Origin of the sequence: Blastomonas sp. RAC04 (genome assembly GCF_001713435.1) — a bacterium.
GTDB classification, from domain to species: Bacteria; Pseudomonadota; Alphaproteobacteria; order Sphingomonadales; family Sphingomonadaceae; genus Blastomonas; species Blastomonas fulva.
In genome coordinates, this window is the sequence record NZ_CP016460.1 from 2,868,278 (window position 1) to 2,883,318 (window position 15,041).

The 15,041-nt window shown below is 65.0% G+C and carries 15 protein-coding genes; 7 read left to right on the top strand and 8 right to left on the bottom strand.

All coding sequences use genetic code 11. The features are described from left to right. Nucleotides 1–37: 37 nt before the first annotated feature. The 7 genes from chlG to BSY18_RS14415 all read left to right on the top strand — a co-directional run bounded on the left by chlG (nucleotide 38) and on the right by BSY18_RS14415 (nucleotide 6,949). The gene (chlG, locus tag BSY18_RS14385; RefSeq protein ID WP_069050964.1) at nucleotides 38–940 is read left to right on the top strand and encodes a chlorophyll synthase ChlG; all 903 of its coding nucleotides are present in this window, start codon (nucleotides 38–40) and stop codon (nucleotides 938–940) included. Next, the gene (locus BSY18_RS14390; RefSeq protein ID WP_069050965.1) at nucleotides 937–2,280 is read left to right on the top strand and encodes a BCD family MFS transporter; all 1,344 of its coding nucleotides are present in this window, start codon (nucleotides 937–939) and stop codon (nucleotides 2,278–2,280) included. Before chlG ends, BSY18_RS14390 begins: the two co-directional genes overlap by 4 nt. Nucleotides 2,281–2,302: 22 nt before the next feature. Then, the gene (locus BSY18_RS14395; RefSeq protein WP_069050966.1) at nucleotides 2,303–3,514 is read left to right on the top strand and encodes a geranylgeranyl diphosphate reductase; all 1,212 of its coding nucleotides are present in this window, start codon (nucleotides 2,303–2,305) and stop codon (nucleotides 3,512–3,514) included. Nucleotides 3,515–3,569: 55 nt separating this feature from the next. Beyond that, the gene (locus tag BSY18_RS14400; protein WP_054135763.1) at nucleotides 3,570–4,052 is read left to right on the top strand and encodes a TspO/MBR family protein; all 483 of its coding nucleotides are present in this window, start codon (nucleotides 3,570–3,572) and stop codon (nucleotides 4,050–4,052) included. A gap of 1 nt (nucleotide 4,053) precedes the next feature. After that, the gene (locus BSY18_RS14405) at nucleotides 4,054–4,323 is read left to right on the top strand and encodes a hypothetical protein (protein ID WP_150126298.1); all 270 of its coding nucleotides are present in this window, start codon (nucleotides 4,054–4,056) and stop codon (nucleotides 4,321–4,323) included. Between the two features lie 233 nt (nucleotides 4,324–4,556). Next, nucleotides 4,557–6,098 (top strand): 1-hydroxycarotenoid 3,4-desaturase CrtD, encoded by a 1,542-nt coding sequence (gene crtD, locus BSY18_RS14410; RefSeq protein WP_069050967.1) that lies wholly within the window; start codon nucleotides 4,557–4,559, stop codon nucleotides 6,096–6,098. Between the two features lie 47 nt (nucleotides 6,099–6,145). After that, nucleotides 6,146–6,949 carry a hydratase gene (locus tag BSY18_RS14415; protein WP_083231472.1) on the top strand — a complete coding sequence of 268 codons (804 nt, stop codon included), beginning with the start codon at nucleotides 6,146–6,148 and terminating at the stop codon, nucleotides 6,947–6,949. A gap of 72 nt (nucleotides 6,950–7,021) precedes the next feature. On the opposite strand, the gene BSY18_RS14420 is transcribed toward BSY18_RS14415, so the two are convergent. The 8 genes from BSY18_RS14420 to BSY18_RS14455 form a co-directional block, all read right to left on the bottom strand. Then, nucleotides 7,022–7,540, bottom strand: coding sequence for a helix-turn-helix transcriptional regulator (locus BSY18_RS14420; RefSeq protein ID WP_054135765.1), 519 nt, complete (start codon nucleotides 7,538–7,540; stop codon nucleotides 7,022–7,024). Between the two features lie 9 nt (nucleotides 7,541–7,549). Beyond that, nucleotides 7,550–8,155, bottom strand: coding sequence for a cytochrome b/b6 domain-containing protein (locus tag BSY18_RS14425; RefSeq protein WP_069050968.1), 606 nt, complete (start codon nucleotides 8,153–8,155; stop codon nucleotides 7,550–7,552). 275 nt (nucleotides 8,156–8,430) lie between these two features. Further along, nucleotides 8,431–9,231, bottom strand: coding sequence for a TIGR03084 family metal-binding protein (locus BSY18_RS14430; protein WP_069050969.1), 801 nt, complete (start codon nucleotides 9,229–9,231; stop codon nucleotides 8,431–8,433). Then, the gene (locus tag BSY18_RS14435; protein WP_069050970.1) at nucleotides 9,231–10,100 is read right to left on the bottom strand and encodes an alpha/beta fold hydrolase; all 870 of its coding nucleotides are present in this window, start codon (nucleotides 10,098–10,100) and stop codon (nucleotides 9,231–9,233) included. Before BSY18_RS14435 ends, BSY18_RS14430 begins: the two co-directional genes overlap by 1 nt. Nucleotides 10,101–10,212: 112 nt before the next feature. Then, a complete protein-coding gene (locus tag BSY18_RS14440) occupies nucleotides 10,213–10,488 on the bottom strand; it encodes a hypothetical protein (protein WP_054135769.1) in 276 nt (91 codons plus the stop codon). A 308-nt stretch (nucleotides 10,489–10,796) separates the two neighbouring features. After that, entirely contained in the window at nucleotides 10,797–11,795 is a 999-nt protein-coding gene (locus tag BSY18_RS14445; RefSeq protein ID WP_069050971.1) for an NADP-dependent oxidoreductase, read from the bottom strand. Nucleotides 11,796–11,938: 143 nt separating this feature from the next. Next, a complete protein-coding gene (locus tag BSY18_RS14450) occupies nucleotides 11,939–13,492 on the bottom strand; it encodes a long-chain-fatty-acid--CoA ligase (protein ID WP_069050972.1) in 1,554 nt (517 codons plus the stop codon). A 12-nt stretch (nucleotides 13,493–13,504) separates the two neighbouring features. Next, complete coding sequence (locus BSY18_RS14455; protein ID WP_069050973.1) at nucleotides 13,505–14,965, bottom strand: carotenoid oxygenase family protein; 1,461 nt, start codon at nucleotides 14,963–14,965, stop codon at nucleotides 13,505–13,507. Between the last annotated feature and the right edge of the window lie 76 nt (nucleotides 14,966–15,041).

The following is a 15,041-nucleotide window of genomic DNA, read 5'->3' on the forward strand; positions in this document are numbered from 1 at the left end:
ATTGACACTTCTGTCCGTCAAGCATAGCCTCGCCTTTATGGATCGCTCTGCCAACATCGCCCGGCCCGTGCCGATTCCCGCAGCCCGCGACGTGCTTGAGCTGCTCAAGCCCGTGACGTGGTTTCCGCCGATGTGGGCGTTCTTTTGCGGGGTGATGTCCTCGGGCGCGCCGCTCAATGACCGCTGGCTGTTTCTGCTCGGCGGCGTGCTGCTCGCAGGTCCCATGGTCTGCGGCACCAGCCAGGCGGTGAACGACTGGTACGACCGGCATGTCGACGCGATCAACCAACCCGAACGGCCGATCCCTTCGGGGCGGATCGCGGGCCGCTGGGGGCTGTATGTCGCGCTGATCGGGTCGGCGCTGTCGCTGGTATTGGGCGCGGTGCTGGGCTTCTGGGTGTTCATCGCGACCATCGTCGGGCTGCTGTGCGCCTGGGGCTACAGCGCACCGCCGTTCCGCTTCAAGATGAGCGGATGGGTGGGACCTGGCGTCGTCGCGCTGAGCTATGAGGGGCTGAGCTGGTTCACCGGTGCGAGCGTGATGAGCGGCGGGCTACCCGACAGCCGCGTGCTGCTCGTCATCCTGCTCTACAGCATCGGCGCGCATGGCATAATGACCCTCAACGATTTCAAGGCGGTCGAAGGCGACACCGCGATGGGCGTGCGCTCGCTGCCGGTGACGCTGGGCGTCGCCAACGCCGCAAGGCTGGCCTGCGCGGTGATGGCGCTGCCGCAGGTGGTGGTCATCGCGCTGCTGCTAAACTGGGGACTGGCGATCTCTGCCATCGCGGTTACCCTGCTGCTGGCAATGCAGCTGGTGTTCATGCGCCGGTTGCTGACCGATCCCAACAAATACGCGCCGTGGTACAACCCCACCGGCGTGTCGTCCTATGTCTTCGGCATGCTTGCTGCGGCATTGGGCCTGGGGGGCTGGGTATGACCGCCGCCACAATCGCCACCGGCGCGCGCATCGGGCTGGGCTGGACGGACATCATGCGCATGGGGCTGGTGCAAGCCAGCATCGGCGCGATCGTGATGCTCGCGACGTCTTTGCTCAACCGCGTGATGGTGGTCGAATACGCGCTGCCCGCAGCTTTGCCTGCCGGCCTTGTCGCCTGGCATTATGCGGTGCAGCTGTCGCGCCCGATGTGGGGCCATGGATCCGACAAGGGGCGCAAGCGCACGCCGTGGATCATCGGCGGCATGGGCATTCTGGCGCTGGGCGGTATCGTTGCGGTCAACGCGACGATCTTGCTCCCCGTCTCGCCGATACCCGGCACATTGCTCGCGATCCTGGCGTTCAGCATGATCGGCGCGGGCGTCGGCGCAGCGGGCACATCCTTGCTCGCGATGCTCGCCTCGGGCGTGGTGCCCGAACGCCGAGCAGCCGCCGCCGCGATCACCTGGATCATGATGGTCGCAGGCATCGTGATGGCCGCGGCCACCGCCGGCAGCCTGATCGATCCGTTCAGCGAGCAGCGGCTCGCGATCGTCTCGGGCGGCGTCGCGCTCAGCGCATTCGTGCTCGCCTGCGTGGCGATCGCGGGGATCGAAAAGCGGCTGGTGCCGCCACCGCACCCCAACGCCGATGCGCCGACAGCCAGCTTTGGCGAGGCGCTGCGCGAGATCATGGGTGATGCGACGGCACGCCGCTTCACCATCTTCGTGTTCGTCTCGATGCTCGCTTATGCGATGCAGGACCTGATCCTCGAGCCTTTTGCGGGGCTGGTCTTCGGCATGACCCCGGGCGAATCGACCAAGCTTTCGGGGCTGCAGCACGGCGGCGTGATGGCCGGGATGATCGTTGCAGGCATCGGCGGCAGCGCCTTTGCCGGGCGGCGGCCATCCGATCTGCGCTGGTGGATTCTCGCCGGCTGCGGCGGATCGGCGCTGGCGCTGGCCGGGCTCGCGATCGCCGCGACCACCGCAGGCGCGGGCGCCTGGCCGCTCAAGGCCAATGTCGCGGTGCTGGGCTTTGCCAATGGCCTGTTCGCGGTTTCCGCGATCGGCGCGATGATGGGGCTGGCGGGTGCCGGCCAGCAATCGCGCGAGGGCGTCAGGATGGGTGTGTGGGGCGCAGCGCAGGCGATCGCCTTCGGGCTCGGCGGCCTGACCGGCGCGATGGGCGTGGATATCGCGCGCGGAATGCTCGCCAGCGATGGCGCCGCGTTCCAGTTGATTTTTGCTGGCGAGGCGGGGCTGTTCATCCTCGCTGCGCTTTTGGGGGTGCGCGTGACCATGCGCACTGCCGATCCGCTTATGGTGGCGGCGCCGGCCTGAGGGCCAGACAGGAGTAAGAGCAATGGCGGATGCGGATTTCGACGTAGCGGTCATTGGTGGCGGCCCATCGGGCGCGACCGCGGCCAACGATCTGGCCAAGCGCGGGCTCAAGGTGCTGCTGCTCGATCGCGATGGCCGGATCAAGCCCTGCGGCGGCGCGATCCCGCCGCGCGCGCTGAAAGATTTCGAAATCCCCGAATCGCTGCTCGTCGCCAAGGCGCGCGCGGCTCGGATGATCTCGCCTTCGGGGCGGCAGGTCGACATGCCGGTCGGCGATGGTCCCGAGGGCAAGGGCTTTGTCGGCATGGTCGACCGCGACGTGTTCGACGAATGGCTGCGCGCCCGTGCCGGGATCAACGGCGCAGAGCGGATCACCGGGACCTATGAGCGGATCGACCGGGACCAGGACGGCATGGCGGTACTTGTCTATCGCAGCGAGCGCGGCGGGCCCGACCGGCGGGTGCGGGTGCGCTCGGTGATCGGCGCGGACGGCGCGCGATCGGCGGTGGCCAGGCAGAACATCAAAGGCGCCGAGCAGGTCAAGTGCGTGTTCGCCTATCACGAGATCATCAAGGCACCCGAGCCCGCGCTCGCGCACGCGACCGATTTCGATTCCGACCGCTGCGATGTCTATTATCAGGGCAAGCTCTCTCCCGATTTCTACGCCTGGGTGTTCCCGCATGGCGACACCGCCAGCATTGGCCTGGGCAGCGCCAACAAGGGCTTTCCCTTGCGCGAAACCACCGCGCTGATGCGCGAGCAGATCGGGCTGGCGGGCTGCGAGACGATCCGCAAGGAAGGCGCGCCGATCCCGCTCAAGCCGCTGAAACGCTGGGATAATGGCCGCGATCTGGTGGTCGCGGGCGATGCCGCAGGCGTCGTGGCACCGGCGTCGGGCGAGGGCATCTATTATGCCATGGCCTGCGGACGGCTGGCTGCCGACGCGGTGTTCCAGTTCCTCGTCACCGGAAAGCCGGCCGCGCTCAAACAGGCCCGCAAGCAGTTCATGGCCAAGCACGGCAAGGTGTTCTGGATCCTGGGAATCATGCAGTATTTCTGGTACTCGTCGGACAAGCGCCGTGAGCGCTTCGTCAAGATGTGCGCCGATCCCGACGTCCAGTACCTCACCTGGCAGAGCTACATGCACAAGGAACTCGTCCGCCGCAAACCGGTGGCGCATGCCAAGATTTTCGTGAAGGATATGGGACATCTGCTGGGGCTGTCGCGGGCCTGACATGATGGCCGGTGTGACGGCTACGTGATTTTTGCAGCTGGGAGGCTGAAGCCGAATGCATCGTGAAGGTTTTCTGCCCGTCATCCTGGCGGCGATGGCGGCATTGATCGTGGCCGCGGGCGGCGCGACGATCACCGATCTGGGGCCCTGGTATCAGGGGCTCAACCAACCGGGCTGGGCCCCGCCGGGCTGGCTCTACGGAGTTGCCTGGACGCTGATCTTCGCGCTCGCCGCATTGGCCTCGCTCGCCGCCTGGCGCGCCGCGCCGACGCGCAATGCACGCACCAATGTCATCGGGCTGTTCGCGTTCAACGGCTTTCTCAACGTGATGTGGAGCCTGTTGTTCTTTCGCGTGCAGCGACCCGACTGGGCGCTGATCGAGGTTGCGGCGCTGTGGCTGTCGATCGCAGTGCTGATCGTCTATTGCGGGCGCTTCTCGAAGCTGACCGCGTGGCTGCTGCTACCCTATATCGGCTGGGTCAGCGTCGCCGCCGCGCTCAACTATGCCATCGTCCAGCTCAACAGCCCGTTCGGCTGAGATGGACGCGGTATCCGCCTTTTTCGCCAGCGGGCATGCGGCGGACCTGATCCTTGCCGTGCTGGCGGCGGAGTTCGTCTGGCTGGTGATGCGCGGCGGCAAGCCGCTCGATGTCGCGCTGGCGCTGGGCCCTGCGGTGTTCATCGTGATCGCGCTGCGCGGCGCGCTGACCGGCGCGGATTGGCCGCTGATCGCGCTGCCGCTGATGCTGTCGTTCCCGGTGCACATCGCCGATCTGATGCGGCGCGGTATGTTGTCCAAAAGCACCTGACCCTCACCGGTCCCCTGCGCAGGCAGGGGCCCATCTCCTGCTGCCGCACAACGCGCACCACTGGCTGATCGTGGAGGGGTCCAGTGATGGGCCCCTGCCTTCGCAGGGGACCAAGAATGGACCAAGGCACGCCCTTTGGTACATGTCCATTGACCCTGACAATTAACTGTCAAACTTTATGGACACCTGCTAGCATCCTCTCATGAACCGCGCTTTTTCCGACGGACGTTCCCATGCGTCATGAGCCGATCATTGTCGTCGGCGCGGGCGTCGGCGGGCTGAGCGCGGCGGCGTTGCTGGCTGCGGCGGGCGAGCCGGTGCTGGTGGTCGAACGCCAGCCCACCCCCGGCGGCAAGTTGCGCGAGGTGATGGCGGCGGGCCGCCCGGTCGATGGCGGGCCGACGGTGTTCACGATGCGCTGGGTTTTCGACCGGCTGTTTGCCGATTGCGGCGGCGATCTGGCGACCGCGATCCCGCTCACCCCGGCGAGCATGATTGCCCGCCACGCATGGGGCCCCGAAGCTCCGTTTGATCTGCTCGCCGATGTCCAGGCCAGCGAGGCAGCGATCGGCGAGTATTTCAGCGCGAAGGATGCCGCGGGTTTCCGCACCTTCTGCGCCGAGGCGGCACGCATCTTCAACGTGCTGCGCGAGCCGTATCTGGAGGCACCCGCCCCTACCCCCTTCTCGCTGGTGACGCGCATCGGCCTCAAGCGCCTGCCCGAGACGATGGCGATCCGCCCCTATCAGGCGATGTGGAAGGCGCTGGGCCGGCATTTTGCCGATCCCCGGCTGCAGCAACTGTTCGGGCGCTATGCCACTTATTGCGGGTCGTCGCCCTTTGTCGCGCCCGCGACCCTGATGCTGATTGCGCATGTCGAGCAGGACGGGGTCTGGCTTGCCGACAACGGCATGCACTCGATCGCCACCGCCATCGCAGAGCTTGCCCGCAGCAACGGCGCGCAGTTCCGCTATGATGCGCCGATCTCCGAGATCGTGGTCGAGCATGGCCGCGCTGCAGGGGTCCGGCTCGAATCCGGCGAAGTCATCCGCGCGCGCGCGATCGTGTTCAACGGCGATCCTGCCGCGCTCAACATCGGGCGGCTGGGCGGTGGCGTGCGCCGCGCGGTGCCGCCGGTGCCGCCCAAGCAGCGGTCGCTCTCCAGCATGACCTGGCTGATCAACGCGAAGACCTCGGGCTTCCCTCTGGTCAGGCACAGCGTGTTCTTCTCGAACGACTACCGCGCCGAGTTCGATTCGATCTTCAAGCGCGGCCAGGTGCCCGAGGCGCCCACCATCTATATCTGCGCGCAGGACCGCGACGACCATTCGGCGCGCGCGCCGCCGGGGGCCGAACGACTGCAGCTTATCGTCAATGCGCCAGCCAATGGCGACACATTCCAAAGTTCACAGACGGAGATCGACCAATGCGAGAGGCAAGTTTTCGGCTTCCTGGAGGATTGTGGCCTGACGATCGACCGAACGGCGGACAACTCGCATTTGGTGACGCCAGCGGATTACGAGGGTTTGTTCCCGGCGACGGGCGGCGCGCTTTACGGCCGGGCGACTCATGGATGGAAGGCGGCTTTCCAGCGGCCAGGGGCAGCGAGCCGTTTGCCGGGGCTCTATCTGGCCGGGGGTGGAATTCACCCCGGCGCCGGGATCCCGATGGCGAGTCTCTCCGGCCGCTTGGCGGCAGAGCGGCTGCTTGCGGACCTGCCTTCGATGCGATCGTCCCGGCGGGTGGCTATGCCTGGTGGTACATCGACGCGCTGAGTGACGACGGCAAGCATGGTCTGACGATCATCGCGTTCATCGGCAGCGTGTTCTCGCCTTATTACCACTGGTCGGGGCGCGGCGATCCGGACAACCACATCGCGATGAACGTCGCGCTGTATGGCCCGCGCGGCGGCTGGTGCATGACCGAGCGGGGCCGCAGCCACCTTGCGCGCGATCACGACAATCTGGTGATCGGCCCCAGCTCGATGCACTGGGATGGCGACAGCCTGCGCATCGATCTGGCGGAGATCACCGCGCCGCTCCCCAAAAAGGTACGCGGCACCATCCGGGTGTTCCCCAAGGTGATGCCGCAGACATTGTGGCCGCTCGATGCGGAAGGGAACCACGCCTGGCGCCCGATCGCGCCGCGCGCGGTCGTCGAGGTCAAGCTCGACAACCCTTCGCTCAGCTGGAAGGGCGAGGGCTATATCGACAGCAACGCCGGTGTCGAACCACTCGAACGCGGCTTTTCCGACTGGCACTGGTCGCGCGCGCATCTGGCACGCGATTCGGTGGTGCTCTACGAAGGCCAGCGCCGCGACGATTCGCGCTTTGCCATGGGTCTGCGCTTTGCCGACAACGGCACGATCAGCGAGGTGGAACTGCCCCCAGAGCGCGTGCTACCCAAGACCCTCTGGCGCATGCCGCGTATCACCCGCGCCGATGCCGGGGCCCCGGTCGAAATCCGCCGCACCTGGGAGGACACGCCCTTCTATTCGCGCACCGCGCTCAAGACCCGATTGTTCGGCGAGCAGGCCGAGGCGGTGCACGAGAGCCTGTCGCTCGACCGGCTGGAAAAGGGGGTTGTGAAGCTGATGCTGCCGTTCAGGATGCCAAGGCGGGGGTGAAGCCCGCTCTCCAGAAGGAGCGGACGGGCTGAAGCAATCGCGCGAATTGCGGCGCAGACATTGCTCGCTGCGTTATCCGCCCAGTACCCGACTGCTTTTGTCCGGGAGAGCAATCAGGTCTTCCAGAAACAATGCGATCAACCCAGATCGGGATTCGACCCCTGCCTTGGAATAGACCTTTGCAAGCTGAGCTCTGACGGTACCAGCGGCTGACCCTCTTAGCCTTGCGATCTCACTGATATCACAGCCCTTCAGAGCGAACAGGGCGACATCAGCCTCAGCGGCTGTCAGCTGCCATTCCTCGAACCGCAGGCGGATCAGTTCGCCCAGCGCACCTTGCGCTGTGGCCACGGCAGCCTCGTCCCGACGTGCTGCGGTGATCAGGCCGCGCACTCGCATCGCGCCCAGGACCACTGCGGCTAATAGGGCAATAGCAGCGATCATCTCGATCGCCAGATGCAGGCCGATCCCGTCAGTCATTACGTCGCTTGCCAGATCGGCAAGGAAAAACGCACAGGCGAGCGCCTGCAAAGCCACTAGGATGCTGATCCCCGTGGCCTTGCGTTCGCGTATGCGTGTCCTTGCGCTCATTAGCCTTGCCTATCGCCCCAGCGGCGACATGGCCATCACAACCTGCTTGCCGCTGCGCCGTGTCTCGAACACCACGCCTGCCAGATGCAGGAGGATAAGGAGATAGAGCAGATTTGCGGCGGTCTCGTGGATTTCTCCGAGCATGCCCTCTTCGCCCTCTTCGACCTCTTCGACCTTGCTCTGCCGGCCGTGCCCCGCAGAAACGCTGTGCTGCTCCTGCTGATACTCGGTGCCAGCCCATGGCACAGGTCCGGCCAGGGTAATTCCGGTGGCGATAATCGTGAGCAGACAGCCCCAGATTGCAAAGACCATCATCGCGCCGAGCGGATTGTGCGAGGCATGGCGAGTAACATTTCCCGCCCGGATATCGCGCACATGTGCCAGCGCTTTGCGGGGACTCGGCCAGAAGGCAGAAAATCGCGCCTCGGCAGGGCCGACAATACCCCACAGCAGGCGCAGCCCGAGAATGGCCGCAAGACCATAACCCACCCAGATATGCGCGGCGGCGCCTTCCTCTGTCACGATGGCATTGGCTAGCACGGCGATGGCAATCGTCCAGTGCGTGATTCTGACGATGGGGTCCCAGCGACGGCCGGGGGCGGCGTGATCGATCATGACACTCTCCTTGCTGAAAGGTGTCAGCAACCGCCCTTCAATTCCGGGGAGCACAGCAAGCCGCTGACCCGCCACATCTCGCAATCGCCTCGCCGCAGCGCCATTGGCTCTCTGCTTATATTGCCGGGCATAAGCGACCGCTTAGGATGGCTGGACCCGCCATTGCCTTCGGCAGTCGATACCGAAGCGGCCGACCGATCCCAGCCCGCCAGCCAGCAAGCCTACACGCCCTGGTGTCTAACCGCCAAAGCGATGAAGACGAATCGTCTCCTGTTTCAGATGCTTATCCGTTTCCGCACCCCAGGTGCAGGCGGATCGACGGGAGCACCTGCAAAGCATTGCGCGATGGCCATCCACGCCGTCGCGTTCGCCCCTGTCACCTTGAGTGCGGTATCCGCGATGTTGCGCGTTTGCGTGACGACCTGGCAGAACTCCGCCGCATCGCCCTCGATCAACTCGCCGTCCGCCGGTTCGCCGAACGTCCAGACCTCGCCCGAAGGCGCGGTGAGGCGCAGCTGCGGGACCGGCTGTGGCGCATCCAGCCTGCGGTTCTTGAACGTCCAGCCATAGGTGTTGAGCCCCAGTACGCAGATGTTCTTGATCCCATCGCCATTCTCGCGCTCGACGCCCAGCACATCGAAAATTGCCTGCGCGTGCGCCCAGCTTTCCATCAGCCGCGCGGTGATCGACGACCGCGCGCTCATGCTCGGCCCCGCCCAGGGCACGCGCTGCGCCGGATCGGCTTGCGCGAAATCGGCGGCGGTGGCCCAGTAGGTCTCGGCCCAGGCGTCAACCAGCGCCTGACCGGCGAGGCCATCAAGCCAGACGCGCTCGAACGCATTCAGATCGCCGCCAGACCGGATGATCCCGCCGACCTGCCCCATGAACGCCTTGAACGCGTCTTCGTCCTTCAAGGACATCTGCGCCGCCTGGTTCCAGACATGCAGATGGCCAATGACATCGCCGATCGTCCAGCCCTTGAACGCAGTCGGCGTTGCCAGCGCGGCATCGTCGAGCGGTGCGAGCAGTGCATGGATGCGATCGCATTCGGTGAGGAAATCGTCTGCCTGCTGCATCACAAGAACCCCTTCAACTCGGCCATGAAGCGGTCGAACTGGTCGTGGTGCAGCCAGTGGCCCGCATCGGAAAACTTGGCGAGGCGAGCGTTATGGAAAAGCCCCATGCGGCCATCGGCCTCCGGGTCGGACGCCCAGCTCTTCTCGCCCCAGCACAATAAGGTCGGGCAGGTGATTCGCTGCCACAGCGCCTGCATCTGATCGGTGGTGATGTCGAGGATCGGCCAGACGCGGATGTGCGGATCGAACTTCCAGCTGTACGTGCCGTTCTCGTTGCGGATCACCGCATGCTCGCACAGGTGCCGCGCCTGCTCCGCGGTCAGATAGCTGTTTTCGGCGTGCATGCGCTGCAGCGCCTCTTCGAAGCTGGCATATTCGCGGTGCTTGCGCGCCGCCCGTGCCCGCTTGTCGGCAAACCATTTGCGCCAGTGCTCGTCGATCGGGGTCTGCGCGCGCTCTTCCACCATCTTGGGGCTGGGGCCGAGACCCTCGATCGCGACGATCTTGCGCACCTTTTCCGGGTACAGCCCGGCGTATCGCAGCGCAGTGTTGCCACCCAGCGAATGCGCGACGATCGTCACCTGTTCATAGCCGAACTGCTCGACCAGCTGCGCCAGATCGTAGACGAAGTTCATGATCGGGTAATTGCCGTCGGCGGTCCATTGCGAATCCCCATGTCCGCGCAGATCGAGCGCGATGACATGCCAGTCGGCCATCAGCTCGCCCGCCACCCAGTCCCAGGACCGGCAGTGATCCTCGCCGCCATGCACCAGGATCAGCGGCGGCTTGTCGGGGTTTCCCCAGTCGGCATAATGCAGCTTGAGCCGCTGCGAGAAAAAGCTGTGCGATGCAGGTCCGGTCAGTTTCATGCCGCAACCCTAAGCGGGTTTCACCGCAAATGAAAAGGGGCGGAAAAGCACCGTCGTGCTTTCCCGCCCCTTACCTTCCGGCACATGGCCGGTCGGCGAATGGATTGACGGATCAATCCAGACGCGCGAGTTCCTTCTTGGAAAGCGAGGTCGAAACCTTGCCTTCGTCTGCGGTCAGGGTCGCAGCGCCGATGCGCACGACCTTGCCCTTGTAGATGACCAGGGCCGAGCCGTCCTCGAGAACGCGGGTCACCTTGCCGACGCGCTTGCCTTCGGCGTCGTAGATGGTCTGGTTCTTCGAGATCAGGGCATCGTCCTGAGCGAAAGCGGGAGCAGCGGTAGCTGCGAGAAGCACGGCGCCGATCAGGGCGGAAGCACGAATGGTCATGGGTAGCATTCCTTTCAATCTTGGGGAGGGATTGGCCCCTGAACAGGGCTTTGGTTGGTTACACGCTGTACTTAAGTGCGCGATTGATAGGTTGCAAAGAGAAATGTTGCATTTGCGAATGCTATTTTTGCAGCTTCGGTTGCAGTTTATGCATGTTGCGAAAATATCGTTCTATACCAGTAGCTTGAGAACATCTTAATAATATTGCGATGCAACAAAGTTGCGCGGTTTGCCATCAGGGTGCCGCGTGCGCAGCAGCCAGCCCCCGCCTTCGCGAGAGTTGGGTGCCCTCCTGTGTGGAGAATTGGCTAGAGCTTGAGCATCTGCTTGCCGCGATTGGCGCCGGAGAACAATCGCTGCATCGTCTGCGGCGCGTTCTCGAAGCCGTGCTGGATATCCTCGCGATAGGTCAGCCTGCCATCCTTGACCAGCCCGGCCAGCCGCCTGCGGATCAGCGGGAATTCCGCCGCCCAGTCGAGCACGATGAACCCGGTCATCGTCGCGCGGCGGAAGATCAGGTTGAAATAGTTCTGCGGGCCGGCGGGCATCTGCCCGGTCTCGTAGCGGCTGATTCCACCGCAGATGACAACGCGCGCGTTCGTCGCGATATGAGCCAGCATGTCATCGAGGATCGCGCCGCCGACATTGTCGAAGATGACATCGACACCGTTCGGGCAATGCTGCTTGATCGCGGCCTTGAGGCCACCCGCCTTGTAGTCGATCGCGGCGTCATAGCCCGCCTCCTCGACCAGCCAGGCGCATTTCTCGGGCCCGCCCGCGATGCCGACGACGCGGCATCCCGCGATCCTGGCGAGCTGGCCGACGATCGATCCGGTTGCCCCTGCCGCGCCCGAGACCAGCACGGTATCGCCCGCCACCGGCTTGCCGATCTTGAACAGCCCGCAATAGGCGGTCAGCCCCGTGGTGCCGAGCACCGACATCATCGCGGTGGGTGGCAGCGCGGGATCGCACGGCACCAGCCCCTCGCCATCGGAGAGGTGATATTCGGTCCAGCCGGTCGATCCGATCACCATCGTGCCGACCGGGAATTTGCCGCCATTCGATTCGATCACCTCGGAAATCGCAGAGCCGCGCATCACCTCGCCGATCTCGGTCGGCGCGACATAATCGGCGATGTTCTCCATCCAGCCCTTCTGCGCGGGATCGAAAGCGAGATAATGCGTCTTGAGCAGCATCTGGCCGGGGCCGGGCGCGGACAGGTCCTTGGTCACAAGCTCGAAGTCGCTATCCTCAACCGGGCGACCGCGCGGGCGGCCTGCGATCAGCCATTGGCGGGTGGTGGTCATGATTGTCGTCTCCCAAAAATTTCCGGTCTCCCGCGACGGCGAGAGCCCATCTCCTAAGCTGTCACCCGGCACAACGGTCGGGAGATGGACCCCCGCCTGCGCGGGGGACCGGCTGATCTACGGCATTGCCAAGACTTCTCGCGTCAACCGATCTGCCGTTCGCCCTCCTGCCAATAGAGCTTGCGCAGTTCCTTCTTGAGCACCTTGCCCGAAGGGTTGCGCGGCAGTTCGGTGATGAAATCCACGCTCTTGGGGCATTTGAACCCGGCGATATGCTCGCGCGCGAAAGCGATCAGCCCCGCCTCATCGGCATTCTCGCCATCCTTCAGCACGACGATCGCCTTCACCGCCTCGCCCCAGCGGGCATCGGGCACGCCGATCACCGCGCAATCGCGCACGGCAAGGTGGTGATGCAGCGCGTTCTCGACCTCGGCGGGGTAGATGTTCTCTCCGCCCGAGACGATCATGTCCTTCACCCGGTCGAACAGATAAAGATAGCCGCCGGCATCGACATAGGCTGCGTCCCCGGTGCGGTACCAGCCATCGACGAACGCCGAGGCATTGGCGTCGGGCAGGTTGTGATAGCCCGCCATCACCAGCGGCGCGCGCACCCAGACTTCGCCCACCTCTCCCGCCGCGCGGTCCTGCCCGTCCTCGCCGACGATGCGCAGTTCGACATCGGGAAACGGCTTGCCGCAACCCGCCATGCGCGGCGTTCCCGCGACATCATGGTCCTCGGGCGGCAGATAGACGATCGTGCCGCTGGTCTCGGTCGCGCCGTACATCTGGACGAACTGCGCATTGGGGAACATCTGCATCGAGCGGCTGAGCACATCGAGCGGGATCGGCGAGGCGCCATAAGGCAGCACCCGCATCGAGCTGAAATCCGCGCCCTGTGCATCCGGGTGATTGAGGATCATGTTGAGCACCGCAGGCACCGCGAACATCTTGGTGATGCCGTGCTTCTGCACCGCCGCGATGATCACCGCGACATCGGGCTGAGCGAGGATCACCCCGGTGCCGCCGCCGTTGAGCGTCTGCATCACCCAGGCGGTGCCGCCGATATGGAACAGCGGCATCGCCACCAGCGAGACGTCGCTTGCCAGCCACGCCGCCCAGTCCTCGCCGATCTTGCGCCCCTGGCTGAGCGAAGCGGTGAGGCTGCCATGCGTCAGCAGTGCGCCCTTGGGGTGACCGGTGGTGCCCGAGGTGTACAACTGCACCGCAACATCGCCATCGGCCAGATCGGCCAGCGAGCGGTCCGGATCAAAGCCTTGCACCCACTGCCGGAAAGTCGCGCGACCCTCGAAATCGCCATCGCCCAGCAGGATCGTCGCCAGTCCCGCCTCGGCGCGCACCGCCAGCGCGTTGTCCAGCACCGCGCTCTGCGTCAGCAGGAAGCGTGCCCCGCCGTCCTTCACGATATAGGCGATCTCGCGCGGCACCAGCCGCCAGTTGACCGCGACCGTCACCGCCCCGATCCGCAAGCTCGCCATCAGCAGGATCACGTAATCGATGGTGTTGAGGCCCAGAAATGCCACCCGGTCCCCCTTGCCGATGCCGCTGGCCTTGAGCGCAGCGACGCAGCGGCAGACCAGATCGTCGAGCTGCGCATAGCTCAGCGTCTCGTCATCCTGGATCAGCGCGGGCTTGTCGGGCGTGGCGGCCGCGCCGCGCGCGACCATGTCGGCGATCATGCTCACGGGCCCTCAGTGCGCCAGCGCGCGGGCATAGAGATCGCCGTCTGCAGGGTAGAAATTGCAGTGGAAGCCGCTGGGCACGCGGAACGGCACCAGCACGCGGGCGATGGGGCCTGCGGCGATATCGAGCGCGTTGAAGATCGCAAGCTCGCTGCCCGGCGCATTGGCGCGGTGGACCAAGGTCATGGCATAGCCGTCCGCCTCACCCTCGGGCCCGGTCTTTGCGCCCAGCCTTGGTGCGAAGATCAGCTCGCCCGCCGCTGCACCCTTGCCGAAATGGTAGATGTCCTCCGTGCCGGTGACGGTGTCGAAGCGCAAGGCGGCATCCAGCCCCTCGACCCGGGCATCGCGCGATTCCAGGTTGATGTTGGCAAAGCTTTGCCGCGTCTTTCGCGTCATCAGCCGGTCGTCGGGACGCGGGAACTGAAGGTCGCGCTCGTTGAGCACTTCCTCGCGGATCACGTCGGTGTTGGCGTTGAGATCGATGGTCCAGCGGCGCAGGCTCTGGCGGGTGCCCGAATGCGTCGCGCGAACCCCGGTTTCGTCGGGGAACAGAGCGGTGCCGTTGGCGGCGGCGACATCGGCGATGATGCGGCCGTCCTCCTCCCAGACGTTGAGTTCGTGGAACATGTGGCGCGGCTCGTATTCGAACCAGCGAACATCGTCAGCGCTGCCGTGGCGCGGCATCAAGGCGATCTTCGACGGACGGTCGTTGACCCAGGCGGTCATCGGCCCGCCGCGCATGAACCGGCCGAGGTCCGTGTCGATCGGAAGCACCGGAAACACCACCCAGTTTTCGGTGACGAAGAAGGTGTGCATCAGGCTCATGTGCGGCACCGGGATCACCTGGCTGCGGGTGAGCGTGCCGGTGCGGTCGATCACGTCGTAGCGGATCTCCGCAGCCCCCATCGGCCCGTTGATCATCGCGCCGATGTTGATCATCTCGCCGGTGGCGTAATCGATCTTGGGGTGCGCGGAGAAGGTGGTGGAGATGGTGCCGCCATAATGATCCTCGCCGATGGTCGAAAGGTCGCGCGGGTTCAGCACCACCGGCGGCGCGCCCTCCATCAGCGCGAGCAATTTACCGCCATGGATGATGATGTTGGTGTTGGCGGTGTTGTAACGCTTGCCCTGCACCGAGGGGTCGGCGGTCATCGGATTGCCGAACACGCCGAACAGGCGCTCGCCTGCGGCCTTTTCGAGCTCGAACTTCTCGGTCCGCACCCAGCGGTTGCGCATCGAGACGCGGCCCTCTTCGATGAAGAAGCCATAGACCATGCCGTCGCCATCGAACCAGTGATACTCGTCGCCGCGCGTGGGGTGCAAAGGCTCGGGCCCGTTGCGATAGAACACGCCTGCGAGATCCTTGGGGATTTCACCCTCGATCACCAGATCGGGCGCGTCGGCCTCGAAACGGTTGGGGGCATGATGGCCGTGAAGATAGGGGTGAGGCGGAAAGGGCTTGGCCATATCTTGCGCGGTCGCGATCCCGTGTTGGTGTGGTCTAGGGACTGGGCCCGCCATCCGTGCAAATGGATGGCGGGCG

Excerpts from the sequence above, each read along its gene's own strand:
- BSY18_RS14420 (WP_054135765.1), bottom strand. The coding sequence starts at position 7,540 with ATGAGCGCAAGGACACGCATACGCGAACGCAAGGCCACGGGGATCAGC.
- BSY18_RS14435 (WP_069050970.1), bottom strand. The coding sequence starts at position 10,100 with ATGAAACTGACCGGACCTGCATCGCACAGCTTTTTCTCGCAGCGGCTC.
- BSY18_RS14430 (WP_069050969.1), bottom strand. The coding sequence starts at position 9,231 with ATGCAGCAGGCAGACGATTTCCTCACCGAATGCGATCGCATCCATGCA.
- BSY18_RS14425 (WP_069050968.1), bottom strand. The coding sequence starts at position 8,155 with ATGATCGATCACGCCGCCCCCGGCCGTCGCTGGGACCCCATCGTCAGA.
- BSY18_RS14440 (WP_054135769.1), bottom strand. The coding sequence starts at position 10,488 with ATGACCATTCGTGCTTCCGCCCTGATCGGCGCCGTGCTTCTCGCAGCT.
- BSY18_RS14400 (WP_054135763.1), top strand. The coding sequence starts at position 3,570 with ATGCATCGTGAAGGTTTTCTGCCCGTCATCCTGGCGGCGATGGCGGCA.
- BSY18_RS14390 (WP_069050965.1), top strand. The coding sequence starts at position 937 with ATGACCGCCGCCACAATCGCCACCGGCGCGCGCATCGGGCTGGGCTGG.
- BSY18_RS14455 (WP_069050973.1), bottom strand. The coding sequence starts at position 14,965 with ATGGCCAAGCCCTTTCCGCCTCACCCCTATCTTCACGGCCATCATGCC.
- chlG (WP_069050964.1), top strand. The coding sequence starts at position 38 with ATGGATCGCTCTGCCAACATCGCCCGGCCCGTGCCGATTCCCGCAGCC.
- BSY18_RS14405 (WP_150126298.1), top strand. The coding sequence starts at position 4,054 with ATGGACGCGGTATCCGCCTTTTTCGCCAGCGGGCATGCGGCGGACCTG.
- BSY18_RS14445 (WP_069050971.1), bottom strand. The coding sequence starts at position 11,795 with ATGACCACCACCCGCCAATGGCTGATCGCAGGCCGCCCGCGCGGTCGC.
- BSY18_RS14450 (WP_069050972.1), bottom strand. The coding sequence starts at position 13,492 with ATGATCGCCGACATGGTCGCGCGCGGCGCGGCCGCCACGCCCGACAAG.
- crtD (WP_069050967.1), top strand. The coding sequence starts at position 4,557 with ATGCGTCATGAGCCGATCATTGTCGTCGGCGCGGGCGTCGGCGGGCTG.
- BSY18_RS14395 (WP_069050966.1), top strand. The coding sequence starts at position 2,303 with ATGGCGGATGCGGATTTCGACGTAGCGGTCATTGGTGGCGGCCCATCG.